The 15,097-nt window shown below is 63.7% G+C and carries 16 protein-coding genes, 1 tRNA gene and 1 pseudogene; 4 read left to right on the forward strand and 14 right to left on the reverse strand.

What is annotated here, in order from left to right; translation table 11 throughout:
• Window positions 1–58: 58 nt before the first annotated feature.
• The 7 genes from P8014_RS04330 to P8014_RS04360 all read right to left on the reverse strand — a co-directional run bounded on the left by P8014_RS04330 (window position 59) and on the right by P8014_RS04360 (window position 5,288).
• Window positions 59–1,252 (reverse strand): hypothetical protein, encoded by a 1,194-nt coding sequence (locus P8014_RS04330; protein WP_337816078.1) that lies wholly within the window; start codon window positions 1,250–1,252, stop codon window positions 59–61.
• A 10-nt stretch (window positions 1,253–1,262) separates the two neighbouring features.
• A complete protein-coding gene (locus tag P8014_RS04335; protein WP_337816079.1) occupies window positions 1,263–2,177 on the reverse strand; it encodes a hypothetical protein in 915 nt (304 codons plus the stop codon).
• A complete protein-coding gene (locus P8014_RS04340; RefSeq protein WP_337816080.1) occupies window positions 2,170–2,517 on the reverse strand; it encodes a hypothetical protein in 348 nt (115 codons plus the stop codon). The genes P8014_RS04335 and P8014_RS04340 overlap by 8 nt, the downstream gene beginning before the upstream one ends.
• 59 nt (window positions 2,518–2,576) lie before the next feature.
• On the reverse strand, window positions 2,577–3,365 hold the full coding sequence (locus tag P8014_RS04345) for a hypothetical protein (RefSeq protein WP_337816081.1): 789 nt from the start codon (window positions 3,363–3,365) through the stop codon (window positions 2,577–2,579).
• 11 nt (window positions 3,366–3,376) lie between these two features.
• Window positions 3,377–4,510 (reverse strand): FAD/NAD(P)-binding oxidoreductase, encoded by a 1,134-nt coding sequence (locus P8014_RS04350; protein WP_337816082.1) that lies wholly within the window; start codon window positions 4,508–4,510, stop codon window positions 3,377–3,379.
• Window positions 4,511–4,632: 122 nt separating this feature from the next.
• On the reverse strand, window positions 4,633–4,863 hold the full coding sequence (locus P8014_RS04355; protein ID WP_337816083.1) for a sulfurtransferase TusA family protein: 231 nt from the start codon (window positions 4,861–4,863) through the stop codon (window positions 4,633–4,635).
• A gap of 35 nt (window positions 4,864–4,898) precedes the next feature.
• Entirely contained in the window at window positions 4,899–5,288 is a 390-nt protein-coding gene (locus tag P8014_RS04360; RefSeq protein WP_337816084.1) for a DsrE/DsrF/DrsH-like family protein, read from the reverse strand.
• A gap of 144 nt (window positions 5,289–5,432) precedes the next feature.
• Here P8014_RS04360 and P8014_RS04365 point away from each other — a divergent pair, with 144 nt between their 5' ends.
• The gene (locus tag P8014_RS04365) at window positions 5,433–6,809 is read left to right on the forward strand and encodes a sigma 54-interacting transcriptional regulator (RefSeq protein ID WP_337816085.1); all 1,377 of its coding nucleotides are present in this window, start codon (window positions 5,433–5,435) and stop codon (window positions 6,807–6,809) included.
• A 15-nt stretch (window positions 6,810–6,824) separates the two neighbouring features.
• Here P8014_RS04365 and murJ read toward each other — a convergent pair whose 3' ends face one another.
• The 3 genes and pseudogenes from murJ to P8014_RS04380 form a co-directional block, all read right to left on the reverse strand.
• Entirely contained in the window at window positions 6,825–8,438 is a 1,614-nt protein-coding gene (murJ, locus tag P8014_RS04370; protein WP_337816086.1) for a murein biosynthesis integral membrane protein MurJ, read from the reverse strand.
• Window positions 8,439–8,738: 300 nt separating this feature from the next.
• Window positions 8,739–9,191 (reverse strand): transposase, encoded by a 453-nt coding sequence (locus P8014_RS04375; protein WP_337816087.1) that lies wholly within the window; start codon window positions 9,189–9,191, stop codon window positions 8,739–8,741.
• Window positions 9,115–10,044 (reverse strand): annotated as a pseudogene (locus tag P8014_RS04380) (IS4 family transposase); the annotation flags it as partial. The pseudogene P8014_RS04380 and the gene P8014_RS04375, both read right to left, overlap by 77 nt.
• A 318-nt stretch (window positions 10,045–10,362) precedes the next feature.
• On the opposite strand from P8014_RS04380, the gene rpsT reads away from it, so the two are divergent.
• On the forward strand, window positions 10,363–10,626 hold the full coding sequence (gene rpsT, locus P8014_RS04385; protein WP_337816088.1) for a 30S ribosomal protein S20: 264 nt from the start codon (window positions 10,363–10,365) through the stop codon (window positions 10,624–10,626).
• 98 nt (window positions 10,627–10,724) lie between these two features.
• Here rpsT and proB read toward each other — a convergent pair whose 3' ends face one another.
• The 4 genes from proB to rplU form a co-directional block, all read right to left on the reverse strand.
• A complete protein-coding gene (gene proB / locus P8014_RS04390; protein ID WP_337816089.1) occupies window positions 10,725–11,834 on the reverse strand; it encodes a glutamate 5-kinase in 1,110 nt (369 codons plus the stop codon).
• A complete protein-coding gene (gene cgtA / locus P8014_RS04395) occupies window positions 11,827–12,864 on the reverse strand; it encodes an Obg family GTPase CgtA (RefSeq protein WP_337816090.1) in 1,038 nt (345 codons plus the stop codon). The genes proB and cgtA overlap by 8 nt, the downstream gene beginning before the upstream one ends.
• A 192-nt stretch (window positions 12,865–13,056) precedes the next feature.
• Window positions 13,057–13,314 carry a 50S ribosomal protein L27 gene (gene rpmA / locus P8014_RS04400; protein WP_337816091.1) on the reverse strand — a complete coding sequence of 86 codons (258 nt, stop codon included), beginning with the start codon at window positions 13,312–13,314 and terminating at the stop codon, window positions 13,057–13,059.
• A gap of 71 nt (window positions 13,315–13,385) precedes the next feature.
• A complete protein-coding gene (gene rplU, locus P8014_RS04405) occupies window positions 13,386–13,697 on the reverse strand; it encodes a 50S ribosomal protein L21 (protein WP_337816092.1) in 312 nt (103 codons plus the stop codon).
• A 212-nt stretch (window positions 13,698–13,909) separates the two neighbouring features.
• Here rplU and ispB point away from each other — a divergent pair, with 212 nt between their 5' ends.
• Both ispB and P8014_RS04415 read left to right on the forward strand, forming a co-directional pair.
• On the forward strand, window positions 13,910–14,878 hold the full coding sequence (gene ispB, locus P8014_RS04410) for an octaprenyl diphosphate synthase (protein ID WP_337816093.1): 969 nt from the start codon (window positions 13,910–13,912) through the stop codon (window positions 14,876–14,878).
• A 17-nt stretch (window positions 14,879–14,895) separates the two neighbouring features.
• A tRNA-Pro gene (locus P8014_RS04415) sits at window positions 14,896–14,972 on the forward strand.
• The last annotated feature ends 125 nt before the right edge of the window (window positions 14,973–15,097 follow it).

Consider the following 15,097-nt stretch of genomic DNA (forward strand, 5'->3'; position numbering starts at 1 on the left):
GAGCCTGATTATACGCAGCTTTGGGCGTTTTTAGACATCCATGGCGCTGCTTGCGGGATCAACAGGTGGTGACGATGCGGTCGTAGGCGTCACCGGCGGCGATGGAGTGGGTCTGCTCGACGTTCCAATAGCCCTCAGGGTTGTTGAAGACGCTGAAGTAGAGGTCCTCGCCGAGCCCCGGGCGGTCGCGGATGTCGATCCTCCAGAACAGGTGAGCCAGGCCGCGTACCGCGCCCAGCGCCAGGAACGACAGCTGCTTCTCGTCGGCGGCGGGATAGAGGCGGCGGTAGCCCACGCCCTCGTAGGAGTTGTAGATGCGTACGATCAGTTCCTTGCCGGGAACCAGTCTTTCCACCCGCCAGGTGCCCCAGCCGAGCGCATTGATCACCGCGACCATACCGTGCACCCAGTCCTCGACCGAGTTGCACATGGGTTCGACCAGACCGTACCACTCGGGGCTTTCCATGATGCCGCCGAAGGTGTTGAACGCGCAGACGTGGCCGCACTGCACGAAGGCTTCGCGTGCCATGTCGGGCGGGACGCCGGCGTCGACCATGCGGCGGTAGGTCTCGTAGCTGACGCGGTTGTAGTAGTCGGCGTAGTGATTGGTGAGCACCACGCCGAAGGCCGGGATCAGGCCATCGCCGTGCTCCGCCGGCGTCCGTCCGTACAGCGGCAGGGTGGCGACGGTGGAGACGATCTTGTCCTCGTCGATCTGGCTGCCGTCGATTTCGCAGCCGTCGAAATCGAAGCGTGCGGGTGCTTCGGCGAGGTCTGCTTCCCCGAGGAAGGGATCGGCCGGCTCGGGCGTCGCGGCGCCGACTTCGAAGACGTCCATGTCGGCGCCTTCGTGGCGGCAGGACGTCTCGGCAACGCTGCGCCCGGCCAGACCCTGCAGAAAGCCGGCGTTGAAATAGCAGCCCTTCTCCGGCTTGCCGTGGGCATACGTGGACTGGCCGTAATGCGAAGTGGGGGCGGTGATGGTCTGCGGGCCGGTTTGCTTGAGAATACCGAAGCCGCAATGGGTGAACTCGGCCAGCAGCTCACGATTGCCGACACCGCTGCGGCGTAGCCAGGCGGTCAGGTCGGCCGCCGCCGTCTGCAGCAGCCGGCGCGGATCGAAGCCTTTTTCGACGCCTTCGCTCAGCAGCACGGACATCTGCAGGTGGGCGTTGTAGTGATTGCAGTGGTAGACGTGGCTGAGGCCGTTGATGAAGGCCAGACCGTTGCGGTATACGGGCGTGGAGGTCATGGATGGCTGCTCATTTGCGGGCTTCGTCGATGAAGTCCTCGAGGTTGTCGAAGATGACCTGGAACTCCTTGCGGATGATGTCGGCCAATGCGTCCAGTTGTTCCTGGTTGAGCGCGATTTCTTCGTCGTCGAGATTGCCCTTGAACTCGAGATCTAGAGAGATCCGATCCTGGCAGCGGCGCTTGATTTCGCTCGGGCTCAGCGGGCGGTGGCCCATGCGGGCGCGCTGCTGGCTGATGGCCATCATCAGGTTCAGCGGGTCGATGCTCACGCGTCTTCTGCCAAGCAGGCGCGAGAACCAGCCGAGGCGTCGCGGGCGCTGGGGTTCAGTGCTCGCCTGAGTCGCTTTCCGCGGTTTCTCGCAGAGTCCGGCGAGTCCGCCGTCAATGCGCACGTTGAATTGCTCGGCGAGAATCTGCTCAAGCGCGACGAGGTCGTCGGCGTCGAGCAACAGGTTCGTGCCGCCGAAGTTCAGGGCACGCCTGCGCAGAATGGTGAAGCGCAGACCTGTCCGAACGGCGATCACCGCCGGTTCGATCGGCGGCAGGCCGGCGGCGCGGCGCACACGGTTGATGTTTTCGTACAGCCGCACCAGCGGCAGGGCGAAGTGTTCATCGTCATTTTCCGTCTGATCGTCCGCGCTGGTTTCCTCTGCCGGCTGTTCGATGGCGAAGGGGGCCAGTTCCGGCGCGGTGCTGAACAGGTCGCGCATGGTCTGGCACAGTGCCTGAGCCTCGTCCTCGACGAGATCAGCGCTGCCTTTGCCGTGGTCGAGCGGTTTGTGTCGCTGGATGGCGAGCCGGATGTTGGCGCGCACCGCCATCACCGCAGGTTCGACCGGGGCGAGCCCTTCGGCTTGCCGTCGGCGGTTTACCTCGGCGAAGAAGTCCGCCAAGTCTATGTGATAGACGCGATCGTTATTCATCTAAGTTGCGTCCCAGCTGTGCCTGCCGCAGGCAGGCTGTTATGCCGGTCAGCAGATCTTTTTCCTGATTTGTACCAAGGATTTTATAGCAGTTCAGACGCAACTCTGGGAAGCCTCTTGGGGGAATGATCAGAAATCCCCAGGGCCCGCGCACCGTGGTGACGCCGGTTGCGTCGGATTCTGCGCGGCCGAGTGCGGAAAGCGCGGAAACCAGTGCCGGCCAGCGTTCTGCCGAGATGGCTGGCAGCGGCAGTAGCCAGGCGCGATAGTCGACGCAGGCGCGGTGACGCTGCCACTGCGCCGAGTCGTGAGAGCGGTGGCGAGGGGATTCGCGGTCCATGCCGACAGTATAAAAGACGGGCACGTCCCTGTGCCCGAGGTCTGCCGGAGAAGTGGCGTTCAGCGTTTGAGGTGAGTAGCCATGCTGACCATGAAGCGCATCGCGTCCTGGGTTTGTGGGTCTCGCGCGAGCTTGAGCATGGGGCCGAGTCCGCCGCTGGATGGTGTGGCGTTGACCGCTTCGTCGCGAGCGACGCATACCGCTTCCAGGAAGGCGGTGAACGACTCCTGTACTTCCGTGCGTTCAAGAATGCGTAGCATGCCGAGGAAGCCGTCCGAGCGGGTTAGGCGGTCGAGCAGGGAAAGTCCCTCGGTGGCTACGTAGGCCAGGCGTCCGATCATGTCGTCGGTCAACGCGTCCTCGGCCGAGCCGATTAGGCGGGCGAGATGGGCAATGCGTTCTAGGTCGCCGTTTTCGACCAGATGGGTGATGACCGGCAGGGCTTTGACGACGCCGCTGCGATTGACCTGATCGAGCATGTCGAGGCCGCCGCCGGCGATGCCGGCCAAGCGTCCGATCATGTCGTCGGTCAGCGCATCCTCGGCCGAGCCCATCAGTCTGGCAAGATGGGTCAGGCGTTCGAGGTCGCCGTTTTGGACCAACTGGGCGATGGCGGGCAGGGCCTTGACGACGCCGCTACGGTTGACCTGATCGAGCATGTCGAGGCCGCCGCCGGCGATGCCGGCGAGGCGCCCGATCATGTCGTCGGTCAGTGCGTCCTGGGCCGAGCCGATCAGTCGGGCGAGATGGACGAGGTTGTCCATGTCGCCGTTTTCGACCAATTCGCCGACCAGGGCCTCGACGCGTGCGCGCGTGGTGCTTTCGACGTTATCTGCAGTTTCTGTCATGGCGCGCCTCCTTAGAGCAGGCCGCGTGCGGACGCCCAGTAGAGCTGGTTGTAGGCCATCTTGAACCAGTGCACGGCCTTGTTCGGGGCCTTGGGCGCAGGCGGCTGGTTGTAGTTGAACATGGCGTAGGTGGCCCGGTCCTTGCCGGCCTCGATGAAGCAGAACACCTTGCCGTCATAGTCGCGCACCGGTTCGCCCAGCTTGATGATCGCGGCGAGGTTCTCGGCCAGCGCCTCGGCCTCGAAGTGTGCGGTGGAACCGGCCTTGGAAATCGGCAGGTTGGTGGTGTCGCCGAGCACGTAGACGTTGTCGTGTCCATCCATCTTGAGGCTGTGGCGGTCGGTGGGGATCCAGCCGTTCTGGCCGAGGCCGTTCTTTTCGATGACCTCCATGCCCTTGTGCGGGGGCACGGCGACGAGCAGGTCATAGGGTTGCTGGGTGCCTTCCTCGCTGTGGATGATGTGGTTGGCTCCGTCGACTTCCTTCATGTTGAACAGCGTTTCGCTCTGCACGCCCATGCGCTCGAACTCGCCTTTGGCCCATTCGCCGACAGGCGCCAGCGAGTGCAGGCGGCCGATGGGGTAGGTGTACTGGAACTTGACCTTGTCGAGGATGCCGCGTTCCTTGAAGTAGTCGTGCAGCACGAAGGTGACTTCCAGCGGAATCATCGGGCACTTGTGCGGTACGCCGACGGCGATGGTGACCGTGCCGCCTTGGAACGCCTTGAGCTGGCGCCACATTTCGATGGCGTTGGCTTCGGTGTAGCAGTTGACCGAGTTTTCGGCCAGGCCGGGAATGCTTTCCGGCAGTGACCGCGAACCGGTGGCGATGACGATCATGTCATAGTCGTAGACCTTGCCGCTCTTGGTCTTGACGTGGTTCTGCTCGAGATGGAATTCCTCGACCGGATCGACGTGGAATTCGATTTCCGGCTCCAGTAGCGAGGCTTGTTCGCGGTACAGTTCGTCAGGCGCCATGCGGCCGACGCAGACGTAGAGCAGGCCCGGCTGGTACATGTGCTGCTCGGATGCCGACAGCATGGTGATATGGGCCTTGCCCGTCTTGAGTTCCTTTTTGAGGCGGCGCGCCAGGTTGTTGCCCAGGATGGTGCCGCCCATGCCGCCACCGACGATCAGTATCTTCATGGTGTTTTCTCCTCGTTCTTGGTTTGGGTGGTGCTGCCGACCTGCTTGGGGCCGGCTTTGTCTATTTGAGTGCTCCGAAGCCTCTGCGTGCCGTCCGGCGCCGTGGTTTCAGAACTGGTGCCCTATTTCTTCTTGCGTACCACGACGTGCCACACGCCGTCGGCCTCGGAGGAGCTGATGACTTCGTGTCCGACCTTGTTGACCCACTCGGGGATGTCGTTGGCCGAACCTTCGTCGGTGGACAGCACTTCAAGCTCGTCGCCGACTTCCGCCTGTTTGATCCCGGCGATCAGTTCCATGAGGGGGCCCGGGCAGAACGTGCCGCGGGCGTCGATCGTGCGTTTTTCCGACATAGATGCACTCCCTTGATTATGGTTTCGTTGAGGAATCAAAAGGTCCAGGTCTGCGAGCCGGCGGCCTCGCTCAGGAATTTGGTCAGGCCGAGCGGCGCACCCATGAAGGGCATCAGGTCGTCCGTGCCAACTCCCATCACGTCCATGGCCATGGAGCAGGGGTGGACCTTGGCATCGCCGAGTTCGACCGCTTGCTCGAACAACTGCAGGAAGGGCGGCGCCTGTTTCTCGGCCATCAACCGCCCGAGTTCGCCTTCGTTCTCGACCGCGTTGCCGCGGCCCTGCACGAACGGCGGTAGTGCGTTCATAGAGAGAAAGACCAGCACCTCGGAGCCGCTGACGGCGCCGACCGAGGCCAGCATGGCGGCCATTTGCAGTTTCTCGCGTGTGCCGGATGTGACGATGACGCAGATTTTTTCGCTCATGGTAGTGCCGTCCTCCTGTTGATGCGGCAGTGCAAACGTTACTCATGAAGCGTGCCAGGCGCGTTGCGGTTGACTTGTCATGCGCTGCGGCGTTCCTGTATGGTCAATTTCTGACAGTATGGCAGGTAAATGGGACAATACGTCATGACAGAATGGGCGGATGATGTCGGAGTGGAAGTTCTCGAGGCTGAAGAGGCGAGCGTCGCGCCGCTGATGCAGTCGCTCATCGACGTTCACGATCATCCCTTCGTGCTCATTGACCGCAGCTACCGAGTGGTCGCCGCCAATCTGGCCTATCACCGGGCCTACGGCCTGGAGGAGTCCGAAGAGGTGGTGGGGCAGTATTGCTACAAGCTTTCCCATCATCTCGACAGTCCCTGCCATCTGCACGGCGAGGATTGCCCGCATCGTCAGGTGTTTGCCTCGGGCGAGATGCATGAGGTGTTGCATACGCATTACGACGCCTGCGGCGAGGCCGAACAGGTGCGCATCCGGGGACATGCGGTACGCGGCGAGTCGGGTGAGCTGCTGCTTGGCGAGGCGATCCAGCGCCTGGCCGGCTCCGAGAACAATCGCAGTCGCGACGACCGGCGCATGATCGGCTTCTCACCGGCCTATCTGCGCATGATCGATCAATTGGGCAAATCGGCCGCCAGCGAGGCCGGCGTGCTGCTACAGGGCGAGAGCGGCGTGGGCAAGGAGTTGGCCGCGCAGTTCTTGCACGAGCGTAGCCCGCGGGCGGTCGGCAGCTTCGTCACGGTCGACTGCACCACGCTCACCGAGACGCTGTTCGAGACCGAGCTGTTTGGCCATGAGCGTGGCGCGTTCACAGGCTGTGTGGGGCGGCGCATAGGGCTTTTCGAGACGGCCGATCAGGGCACGCTGTTCCTAGACGAGGTGGGCGAATTGCCGTTGTCCCTGCAGGCCAAGCTGTTGCGCGTGTTGGAAAGCGGCGAGTTCCGCCGGGTCGGGGGCCGTATGACGCTGCGTGCGGACGTACGCGTGGTGGCGGCGACCAATCGCAATCTGCGCCAGCTCGTCACGGCCGGTGAATTCCGCCAGGATCTGTATTACCGCCTAGCCTGCATCACGGTCGAGTTGCCCGCGCTGCGAGAACGCCGGGCCGATATTCCCGCGCTGGCCGACGCGCTGCTCAATCGCCTGTGTCGGGATGGCGGCCGGGCCTGCTACATGACGCGCGAGGCCGTCGATTGCCTGCTGCGCTACGATTTTCCGGGTAATATCCGCGAACTCAAGAACGTGCTGCAGCGAGCGGTGGCGTTGTCCTGTGACGGCGTGATCGGCATCAAGCAGTTGGGGCTGTGTCCAACTTCGCCCGGCCGTGGCTCGGCGTCGGAATCGCTGGATGAAGACCAGGCTCTGCCGATGCGCGAGGTCGAGGCCAACTATATCGCCGAATTGCTGGTGCGCCACGGCGGGCACCGCAGGCGGGTGGCGCAGGTGATGGGTATCAGCGAGCGTACGCTTTACCGCAAGCTCAAGCGCTACGGTCTGGGCTGAGCGCGGACGCGGTGCTCAGGCGTGGATGAAGGAGCGTGGGCGAACGCCCAGCGCGCCCAGCAGCAGTACGTATACGACGCTTCCCAGCGCTATCAGTTCGACCAGATGAAGCGCGCGCTCACGCGCCGCCCACGCACCCCAGTCCGCCAGCGGTGGTGACAGCCATAGCAGCGCTGCTGTCATGCCGGCGCCGGCCACAACGGCGCGCAGGAAAAGCCCGTGCCAGCGCGGATTCGGGTAGACGCCATCGCGGCGCAGCCGGCGGTAAAGCATGCCGGCGTTGAGATAGGCTGCCAGCGCTGTCGACAGCGCCAGCCCTGCATGCGGTCCCGGTAGCCGTGTTACGTACCATGGCGCGACGATGATGACGGTCAGCCCCATATTGACGAGCATGGCAATGATGCCGATATGCACCGGCGTGCGGGTGTCCTGGCGCGAGTAGAAACCCGGCGCCAGTACCTTGATGAGCATGAAGGCGGGCAAGCCGACCGCGAAGGCAGCCAGGCTCAGTGCCGACATGTGCGCATCGTAGGCATTGAAGGCGCGGTACTGGATCAGCGCAGTCAGGATCGGGCCGGCGAGCACGGCCAGGCCGAGCGCGGACGGCACCGCGATCACCACCGCGAGACGGACGGCCCAGTCCAGGGTCGCCTCGAAATCCCGTTCGGTGCCGCGTGCCCGGTGCTGCGACAGCTTGGGCAGAATCACCGTACCCAGCGCGATGCCGAACAGCGCCAGCGGCATTTCCACGAAGCGGTCCGAGTAGTACAGCCAGGAGATGCTGCCTGCGGCTAGGAACGACGCGACCAGCGTGTCGAACAGAAGGTTGATCTGGACCACGGAGGAACCGAACAGCGCGGGCAGCATGAGCCGCAGGATGCGGCGCACGCCGTCATGCGTGCGTCCCCAGTGGGGCAGCGGCAACAACCCTAGGCGGTGCAGGAAAGGCAGTTGGAAAGCGAGTTGCACGAAGCCGGCGATGAGTACGCCCACCGCCAGCGCCACTACCGGTTCGGCGAAATGCGGCGCGAGCCACAGGGTCACGCTGATCAGCGAGAGGTTCAGGAACACCGGCGTGAAGGCCGGAACGGCGAAGCGCCCGAAACTGTTGAGCACGCCGCCGGCCAGCGCCGTCAGCGAAATGAACAACAGATAGGGGAAGGTCAGGCGCAGCATCTCGGTGGCCAGCGCGTGGCGCTGTGGGTCTTCGACGAAGCCGGGTGCGAAGATCGAAATCAGCAACGGCGCGCCGATTACCCCCAGAGCCGTAACCACGAACAGAACGCCGAACAGTGTGCCGGCCGTACGGGCGAGCAGTTCCTTGAGGTGTTCGTGATCCTGCTGTTCCTTGTATTCGGTGAATACCGGCACGAAGGCCTGTGAAAAGGCACCCTCTGCGAACAAACGGCGCAGGAAGTTGGGGATGCGGAAGGCGACGAAAAAGGCGTCGGTCGAGCCGCTGGCGCCGAAGTGGATCGCGATGACGACGTCGCGCAGATAGCCGAAGATGCGCGAGACCAGGGTCATCGCGCTGACGACGGCGGTGGAGCGGAACAGTTTGCGGCTCAGGGGTGTTTCCTCGACGGTGTGCCCGGGGCATGCGCGGACGCAGTTGGGGATGGCCGGCATGCAGGGCGACACGATAGGCAGGAGGACGGTGGGGCGCAAGTGTCAGCTGAGGGAGGTTTGGTGTTTGTCTGGCGCGAGTTGGTGCATCGTCCGGTGTTGCTGTGGGGGCCATTCTTCAATGTGTGGAGTTCTTTTCCGGCGTGAAGCACTGTTTGTGGTTTTAGCCTTATGTGGTTGAAGGCGACGTACTGCTTGGCCTTGATAATCTGTTTCGGGCGCGATTTGAGGTGCGGGGATTTGCTCCGAATCGGCGATGCGCCCGAGCCGGTTTCTTTGCGCACTCCAGTAGTGTCCGGTTAATTAATCGAACAAATTCAGTTGGTTATCGTTTTGGCGGCTGGGTTCGCGGGATCCGGCTTGCGTAAGTATTTGTTCCAAGGGGATTTGTTCAAACAGTGTGACGCTCAGCACCTGTAGGATTTCGTAGAGGCTGGCCTCGGCGTTGAAGCGCTTGCGCACGATGACCACCAGTACGTAGACCGCCACGGCGATCCAGATCTGGGTCTGCACCGCATTGACCGAGGTCCCAAAGAAGGCCTTCAGACGCAGGTGCTGTTTGATCCATTTGAAGAAGATCTCGATCTGCCAACGATGGCGGTATAAGGCGCCGAGGGTCTCGGCGGACAAGGCGAAGTGGTTGGTCAACAGCACGATGGAGCCGCCGGCGTCGGTGTCGCGCACGCGCACCCTGCGTAGCGGGTGCGGGGTAGGCGCTGCAGGTGGCTTGGCGCGCCAACACGCCCGTCTGGTCACAGCCGATCAGGGTACGGTCCTCGACCGGGTGTGAGTAGCGGCGCTTGAAACGCAGGTTGTGCTTGGCCCGCATCAGGAAGAAGGCGCCCTCGCAGTGCAGTCGGTAGAGCCGTGCAAAGTCCAGATAGGCGCGGTCCATGAGGTAGATGGCACCGGCCTCCGGCAGGAGTTGATCGAGCGCCCATACGTCGTGCCGACGGGCTTCGGACAGGTGGATCATGCTCGGGATGGCCCCGCGCACGTCGAGCAGTGTATGCAGCTTGATCCCGCCGCAGCCGGCGTGCATGGCCCGCGCCCAGGGGAAGCTCGACAGGCACAGTTCGACGGTGCTCGAGTCGAGTGCGTAGGCGGTCTGCGCCAGATCCACGCCCAGGGGCTCGGTGGCATACAGGCGCCGGGCGGTGCCGATCAGGTGCTGAGCAAGCGCTGCGTAGATCCGCCAGTCGCGCCGCTCGTTCGCCTCGGCCAGCGTGCTGCGGGCCACGCCCGCCCGGATACCCAAGTGATAGAGCTTGGCCTGATGGACGCGCAGACAGACCTCGATATCGCGCAGGCTCTGGCGGGCGCTGAGCTGAGCGAAGGCCATACACAGGAACTGATCGTAGCAGGAGAAGCGCTTGACGTAGCGCTCGCCCTGGTAGCGGTGCACGGCCCGGCGCAATACCTGCCGCGGCAGGGACTCGAACAACTGGGTAAATACATAGCGCCCTTGATGCACGGTGGCGTCCTCCCGGTCACAGTTCCTCTCAAAGCATCGCTCACGAGAGGTTGAAATCGGTGACACCGGGAAAACAGCTAAAAAGTCATTTGATACAGACAGTTGTGGCGCCAGAACTGAACTTTCCCCGGACACTACTGGGGCATGTAAAGAAAGAGGCTCGGGCGCGTCACCGATTCAGATCAATATTACCTGCCGCTGATTCACTCCCGAAAAGAACTCCAGCGCTCGAAGAATCCGCCATCCCCGACCGCCGTCGATCAAAATCGCCAGCCCCAATCACGCCCGAAACCCATTCAGGACAGAGCGCATGAATCCGCCCACAATGAATGACAACGGATACCCCTACACGCCAAGATATCCACAACAGCACATAAACCGTTGACACGGCACTTACTTCCGCTCAAAATACGCGACCTTTCGCTTAATCAGAATTCTGTTAGGAGTCCTACCTTGGCCAATATCACCTCTGCCAAGAAACGCGCCCGCCAGGCCGTGGTGCGCCGCGAGCATAACGTGATGCTCACCTCGCGCATGCGCACTGCAGTGAAAAAAGTGCTCAAGGCCATTCAGTCCGGTGACAAGCCTGTGGCCGAGCAGGCGTACCGCGCTGCCGTGCCGGTGGTGGACAGCTCGGTCAACAAGGGCTTGATCCATCGCAACAAGGCCGCTCGCCACAAGAGCCGACTGAACGCGCGTATCCGCGCGATGCAGTAATCCGCTTTCCGCGGCAACGCCGCGGGATGCAGGAAAGCATACGACGAAGGGCCCGCACCGGAAGGTGCGGGCCCTTCGTCGTGCGCGTCTACCGTACGTCAGAGCAGCACGAGGTTGTCGCGATGAATCAGTTCGGGTTCGTCGACGTAGCCCAGTATGCTCTCGATCTCGTCGCTGGGCTTGCGCATGATGCGGCGGGTTTCGTCGGCGCTGTAGTTGATCAGGCCGCGGGCGATTTCGCGCCCCTGGGCATCGAGAACGGAAACCACCTCCCCGCGTGCGAAGTTCCCGTCGGTCTGCGTGACGCCGATGGGCAGCAGGCTGCGTCCGGCCTGCTGAAGCACGCGCGCCGCACCTTCGTCGACGACGAGATGGCCGTGCAGGCTTAGCTGGCTGGCGATCCACTGCTTGCGTGCCGCCAGAGGTTCCTTGTCGGGAAGCAACAGTGTACCGAGTTCGGCGCCTTCGGCCAGGCGCTCGAGCACGCGGGCCTCGCGTCCGCTGGCGATGACGGTTTCCGCGCCGGAGCGCGCTGCGCGTTTGGCGGCGGCGACCTTGGTGGCCATGCCGCCGCGGCCAAGCGTGCCCATGCCGGTGGCGGCAAAGCCTGACAGGCGGGCGTCGCTGGCCTTGGCGCGGGGGATCAGGCGCGCTTCGGGATTCTGGCGCGGGTCGCTGTCGAACAGGCCTTTCTGATCCGTGAGAATCACCAGGCGTTCGGCCTCGACGAGATTGGCGACCAGCGCGCCGAGGGTGTCGTTGTCGCCGAAACGGATCTCGTCGGCGGCGACCGTGTCGTTCTCGTTGACGATCGGGATCACGCCCAGCTTGAGCAGGGTGCGCAGCGTGCTGCGGGCGTTGAGATAGCGCCGGCGGTTGATCAGGTCGTCGTGGGTCAGCAGAACCTGCGCCGCGAGCAGGTCGTGGCGCGCGAACTGATCCTGATAGGCCCGCACGAGGTCCATCTGGCCGATGGCGGCGGCAGCCTGCAGCTGATGCAGTTCGCGCGGGCGCACATGCCAGCCGAGGCGGCTCATGCCTTCGGCGACCGCGCCCGAGGAAACCAGCAGAATTTCATGCCCGGCCGCGCGCAGGCGGGCTATCTGCGCCGCCCAGTCGGTCAGGGCGGCATGGTCGAGTCCGCGGCCGTCGTTGGTCAGCAGCGAACTGCCGATCTTTATCACCCAGCGACGCGTCGCGTTACTCATCGTCGTCATCGTCGCCGGCGGTCGTCTGCTCGAGGTGGGTCATGACCGCTCTCAGCAGCTCCTGGGTGCCTGCGCCGCTGACTGCGGAGATGCAGAAGCGCGGTCCGTCCCATCCCAGCGCCTGTTCCAGGGCCCGGCAGCGTGCCTCCGCTTCTTCCGGCGGTAGTAGATCGCTCTTGTTGCAGACCAGCCAGCGCGGCATGGCGGACAGTTCTGGGCTGAACTTCTCGAGTTCCTCCAGGACGGTCCGGGCGTCGTCGAGCGGTTCGTGTCCCTCGTCGAGCGGCGCGATATCGATGACATGCAGCAACAGCCGGGTGCGCTGCAGGTGCTTGAGGAAGCGCAGACCCAGTCCGGCCCCTTCCGCGGCCCCTTCGATGAGGCCGGGGATGTCGGCCATGACGAAGTTGTCCAGCGGTCCGACGCTGACTACGCCCAGGTTGGGGTGCAGGGTGGTGAAGGGGTAGTCGGCGATCTTCGGCCGCGCCTGTGACACGCGGCTGATCAGCGTCGACTTGCCGGCGTTGGGTAGTCCTAGCAGGCCGACGTCGGCCAGCAGCTTGAGTTCAAGCTCCAGCGTGCGCAGTTCGCCCGGGGTGCCGTGCGTGAACTGGCGCGGAGCGCGGTTGGTCGAACTCTTGAAGTGGGTGTTGCCGAGGCCGTGGCGGCCGCCCTGCGCGACCTTGAGGCGTTGATCGGGGCGCGTGAGGTCGCCGATGAGTTCGCCGGTATCGGCGTCTCGCACCACGGTGCCGACGGGCACTGGGATTTCCAGCTCCTGGCCCTTGCGCCCGGTCATGTCGCGGCCCATGCCGTTCTGACCGCGTTCGGCCTGGAAGCTGCGCTTGTAGCGGAAATCGCTGAGCGTGTTGAGCCCCGAGTCCGCGCGCAGGTAGACGCTGCCGCCGTCACCGCCGTCGCCGCCGTTGGGCCCACCGAAGGGAATGTACTTCTCGCGCCGAAAGGATGCGCAGCCGTTGCCGCCGTCCCCGGCCTGGACCTTGATACTTGCTTCGTCGACGAACTTCATGGGTGGAGGCTCCAGCGGCCCCGGCTGTGGAGTCGTACGCGTTTGCAGGGCGCCGGCGTACGTAGCGCGGCCGGACGGGGCTGGTCCGGCGGTCAATGCTTAGCTTCGATCGGTGTCCGGCGTCAAGTGCCCGGACACGCGAAGGCCCCGCCGGGTCAGGGCGGGGCCTTCGCGAAACGCGTCTGCCAGGGTTTAGGCCGGCAGGACGTTGACGTACTTGCGGTTGTTCGGGCCCTTGGTCACGAAGTTGACGGTGCCTTCGACCTTGGCGAACAGGGTGTGGTCGCGGCCCAGGCCGACGTTCAGGCCGGGGTGGAACTGGGTGCCGCGCTGACGCACCAGGATGCTGCCGGCGCTGACGGTCTGGCCGCCGAAGCGCTTGACGCCAAGGCGCTTGGATTCTGAATCGCGGCCGTTGCGGGTGCTGCCGCCTGCCTTTTTATGTGCCATTTCTGCCTACCTCTAAATCCTTGGCCCGCGATCGAGCGATCGCCGGGTCATACACTGAAGATGAGCTGCGCTCAGCCCTTGATGGCGCCGATCTGGACTTCGGTGTAGTCCTGGCGGTGGCCCATCTGCTTGCGATAGTGCTTGCGGCGGCGCATCTTGACGATCTCGACCTTCTCGCCGCGGCCGTGCGCACGCACCGTCGCGGTGACTTTGCCGCCGTCGACGTAAGGCGCGCCGACGGTCACGTCGGCGCCTGCGCCGACCATCAGCACCTTGTCGAATTCGACTTCGCTGCCGGCTTCAACGGGCAGGCGCTCGATCTTGAGGATGTCGCCTTCGGCGACCCGATATTGCTTGCCGCCAGTGGCGATGACCGCGTACATTCTGTCTTCTCCGGAACAACTGATGGGAAAAAGAGGCGGGATTCTAGCCCGCAAAGGGGGCAGGGTCAACGCCGAATAGCCAAGCGCTCGGCGAAAGCCGCGGCTTGACACCCTGCAGACGCCTCCCTAGCATGCCGGAACCGCGCCGTAGCGTCGGCGCACCCGCGCTTCGAAACTATACAGACTTCTCCCAACGCGAGCCGAAAATACTGATGGAGCTCAGTGCGATACGCTTGCTTGTCACCGACGACATGCAGGCCGTTAACGACCATATCCTCGCGCGCCTGCGTTCCGAGGTCGTGCTGATCAACCAGTTGGGTTCCTATATTGTCGGCGGCGGCGGCAAGCGCCTGCGGCCGCTGATGGCGCTGCTCAGCGCCAGGGCCTGCGGCTACGAGGGCGACAGGCACATCGGTCTGGCTTCGATCGTGGAGCTGATCCACACCGCCACGCTGCTGCACGACGACGTGGTCGACGATTCCAAGCTGCGGCGCAACCGCGAGACGGCCAACGCCATCTGGGGCAACGAGGCGGCGGTGCTGGTCGGCGACTTTTTGTACACCCGCGCCTTCGAGATGATGGTCGAACTGGGCAGCATGCATGTGATGGGCATTCTGGCGCAGGCGACCAATACCATCGCCGAGGGCGAGGTGCTGCAGTTGCTCAACTGCAACGACCCCGATACGACGGAAGAGCGGTATATGGATGTGATCCATTCCAAGACCGCCAAGCTGTTCGAGGCCGCAACGCGCATCGGAGCGGTGCTCGCGGGAATGTCGCAGGAGCATGAGCAGGCGCTGGCCGCCTACGGCAAGCATGCCGGTACGGCGTTTCAGTTGATCGACGACGTGCTCGATTACCGTGCGGAAGCCGAGGTGATGGGCAAGAACGTCGGCGACGATCTTGCCGAGGGCAAGCCGACGCTGCCTTTGATCTACGCGATGCGCGTCGGCAACGAGAGCGAGCGGCGAGTGATCCGCGAGGCGATCGAGCAGGGCGGCCTGGATCGTATCGATGCGGTGCTCTCAGCCATTGAATCGACCGACGCGCTTGCGTACACTGAATCGGTTGCCCGCGCCGAGGCCGAATTGGCGCGCAAACAACTTGCCGTTTTGCCCGAATCCCAGTATAAGGACGCCCTCGCTTCGTTGACCCGCGTGGCGGTTGAACGGGACGCCTAGCAAACGGCTGTTCAATTCGGAGTGTAGCTCAGCCTGGTAGAGCACTGCCTTCGGGAGGCAGGGGTCGAAGGTTCGAATCCTTTCACTCCGACCATATTCCCAGACCCGGCGCGAGGCGCCGGGTCCATCCCATGATCGCATCATGACCGCCCGGTTTGGCGCGATGCGCCCCTGACGACTTGATGCGGTTCGTACGTCGCCTGAGCCAAGGAGGCGCAC

Source organism: Acidihalobacter sp., assembly GCF_037381185.1.
Classification (GTDB): Bacteria; Pseudomonadota; Gammaproteobacteria; order DSM-5130; family Acidihalobacteraceae; genus Acidihalobacter_A.

Excerpts from the sequence above, each read along its gene's own strand:
- P8014_RS04345 (WP_337816081.1), bottom strand. The coding sequence starts at position 3,365 with ATGACAGAAACTGCAGATAACGTCGAAAGCACCACGCGCGCACGCGTC.
- P8014_RS04350 (WP_337816082.1), bottom strand. The coding sequence starts at position 4,510 with ATGAAGATACTGATCGTCGGTGGCGGCATGGGCGGCACCATCCTGGGC.
- ispB (WP_337816093.1), top strand. The coding sequence starts at position 13,910 with ATGGAGCTCAGTGCGATACGCTTGCTTGTCACCGACGACATGCAGGCC.
- proB (WP_337816089.1), bottom strand. The coding sequence starts at position 11,834 with ATGAGTAACGCGACGCGTCGCTGGGTGATAAAGATCGGCAGTTCGCTG.
- rplU (WP_337816092.1), bottom strand. The coding sequence starts at position 13,697 with ATGTACGCGGTCATCGCCACTGGCGGCAAGCAATATCGGGTCGCCGAA.
- cgtA (WP_337816090.1), bottom strand. The coding sequence starts at position 12,864 with ATGAAGTTCGTCGACGAAGCAAGTATCAAGGTCCAGGCCGGGGACGGC.
- P8014_RS04340 (WP_337816080.1), bottom strand. The coding sequence starts at position 2,517 with ATGGACCGCGAATCCCCTCGCCACCGCTCTCACGACTCGGCGCAGTGG.
- murJ (WP_337816086.1), bottom strand. The coding sequence starts at position 8,438 with ATGCCGGCCATCCCCAACTGCGTCCGCGCATGCCCCGGGCACACCGTC.
- P8014_RS04330 (WP_337816078.1), bottom strand. The coding sequence starts at position 1,252 with ATGACCTCCACGCCCGTATACCGCAACGGTCTGGCCTTCATCAACGGC.
- P8014_RS04335 (WP_337816079.1), bottom strand. The coding sequence starts at position 2,177 with ATGAATAACGATCGCGTCTATCACATAGACTTGGCGGACTTCTTCGCC.
- P8014_RS04365 (WP_337816085.1), top strand. The coding sequence starts at position 5,433 with ATGACAGAATGGGCGGATGATGTCGGAGTGGAAGTTCTCGAGGCTGAA.
- P8014_RS04355 (WP_337816083.1), bottom strand. The coding sequence starts at position 4,863 with ATGTCGGAAAAACGCACGATCGACGCCCGCGGCACGTTCTGCCCGGGC.
- P8014_RS04360 (WP_337816084.1), bottom strand. The coding sequence starts at position 5,288 with ATGAGCGAAAAAATCTGCGTCATCGTCACATCCGGCACACGCGAGAAA.
- rpmA (WP_337816091.1), bottom strand. The coding sequence starts at position 13,314 with ATGGCACATAAAAAGGCAGGCGGCAGCACCCGCAACGGCCGCGATTCA.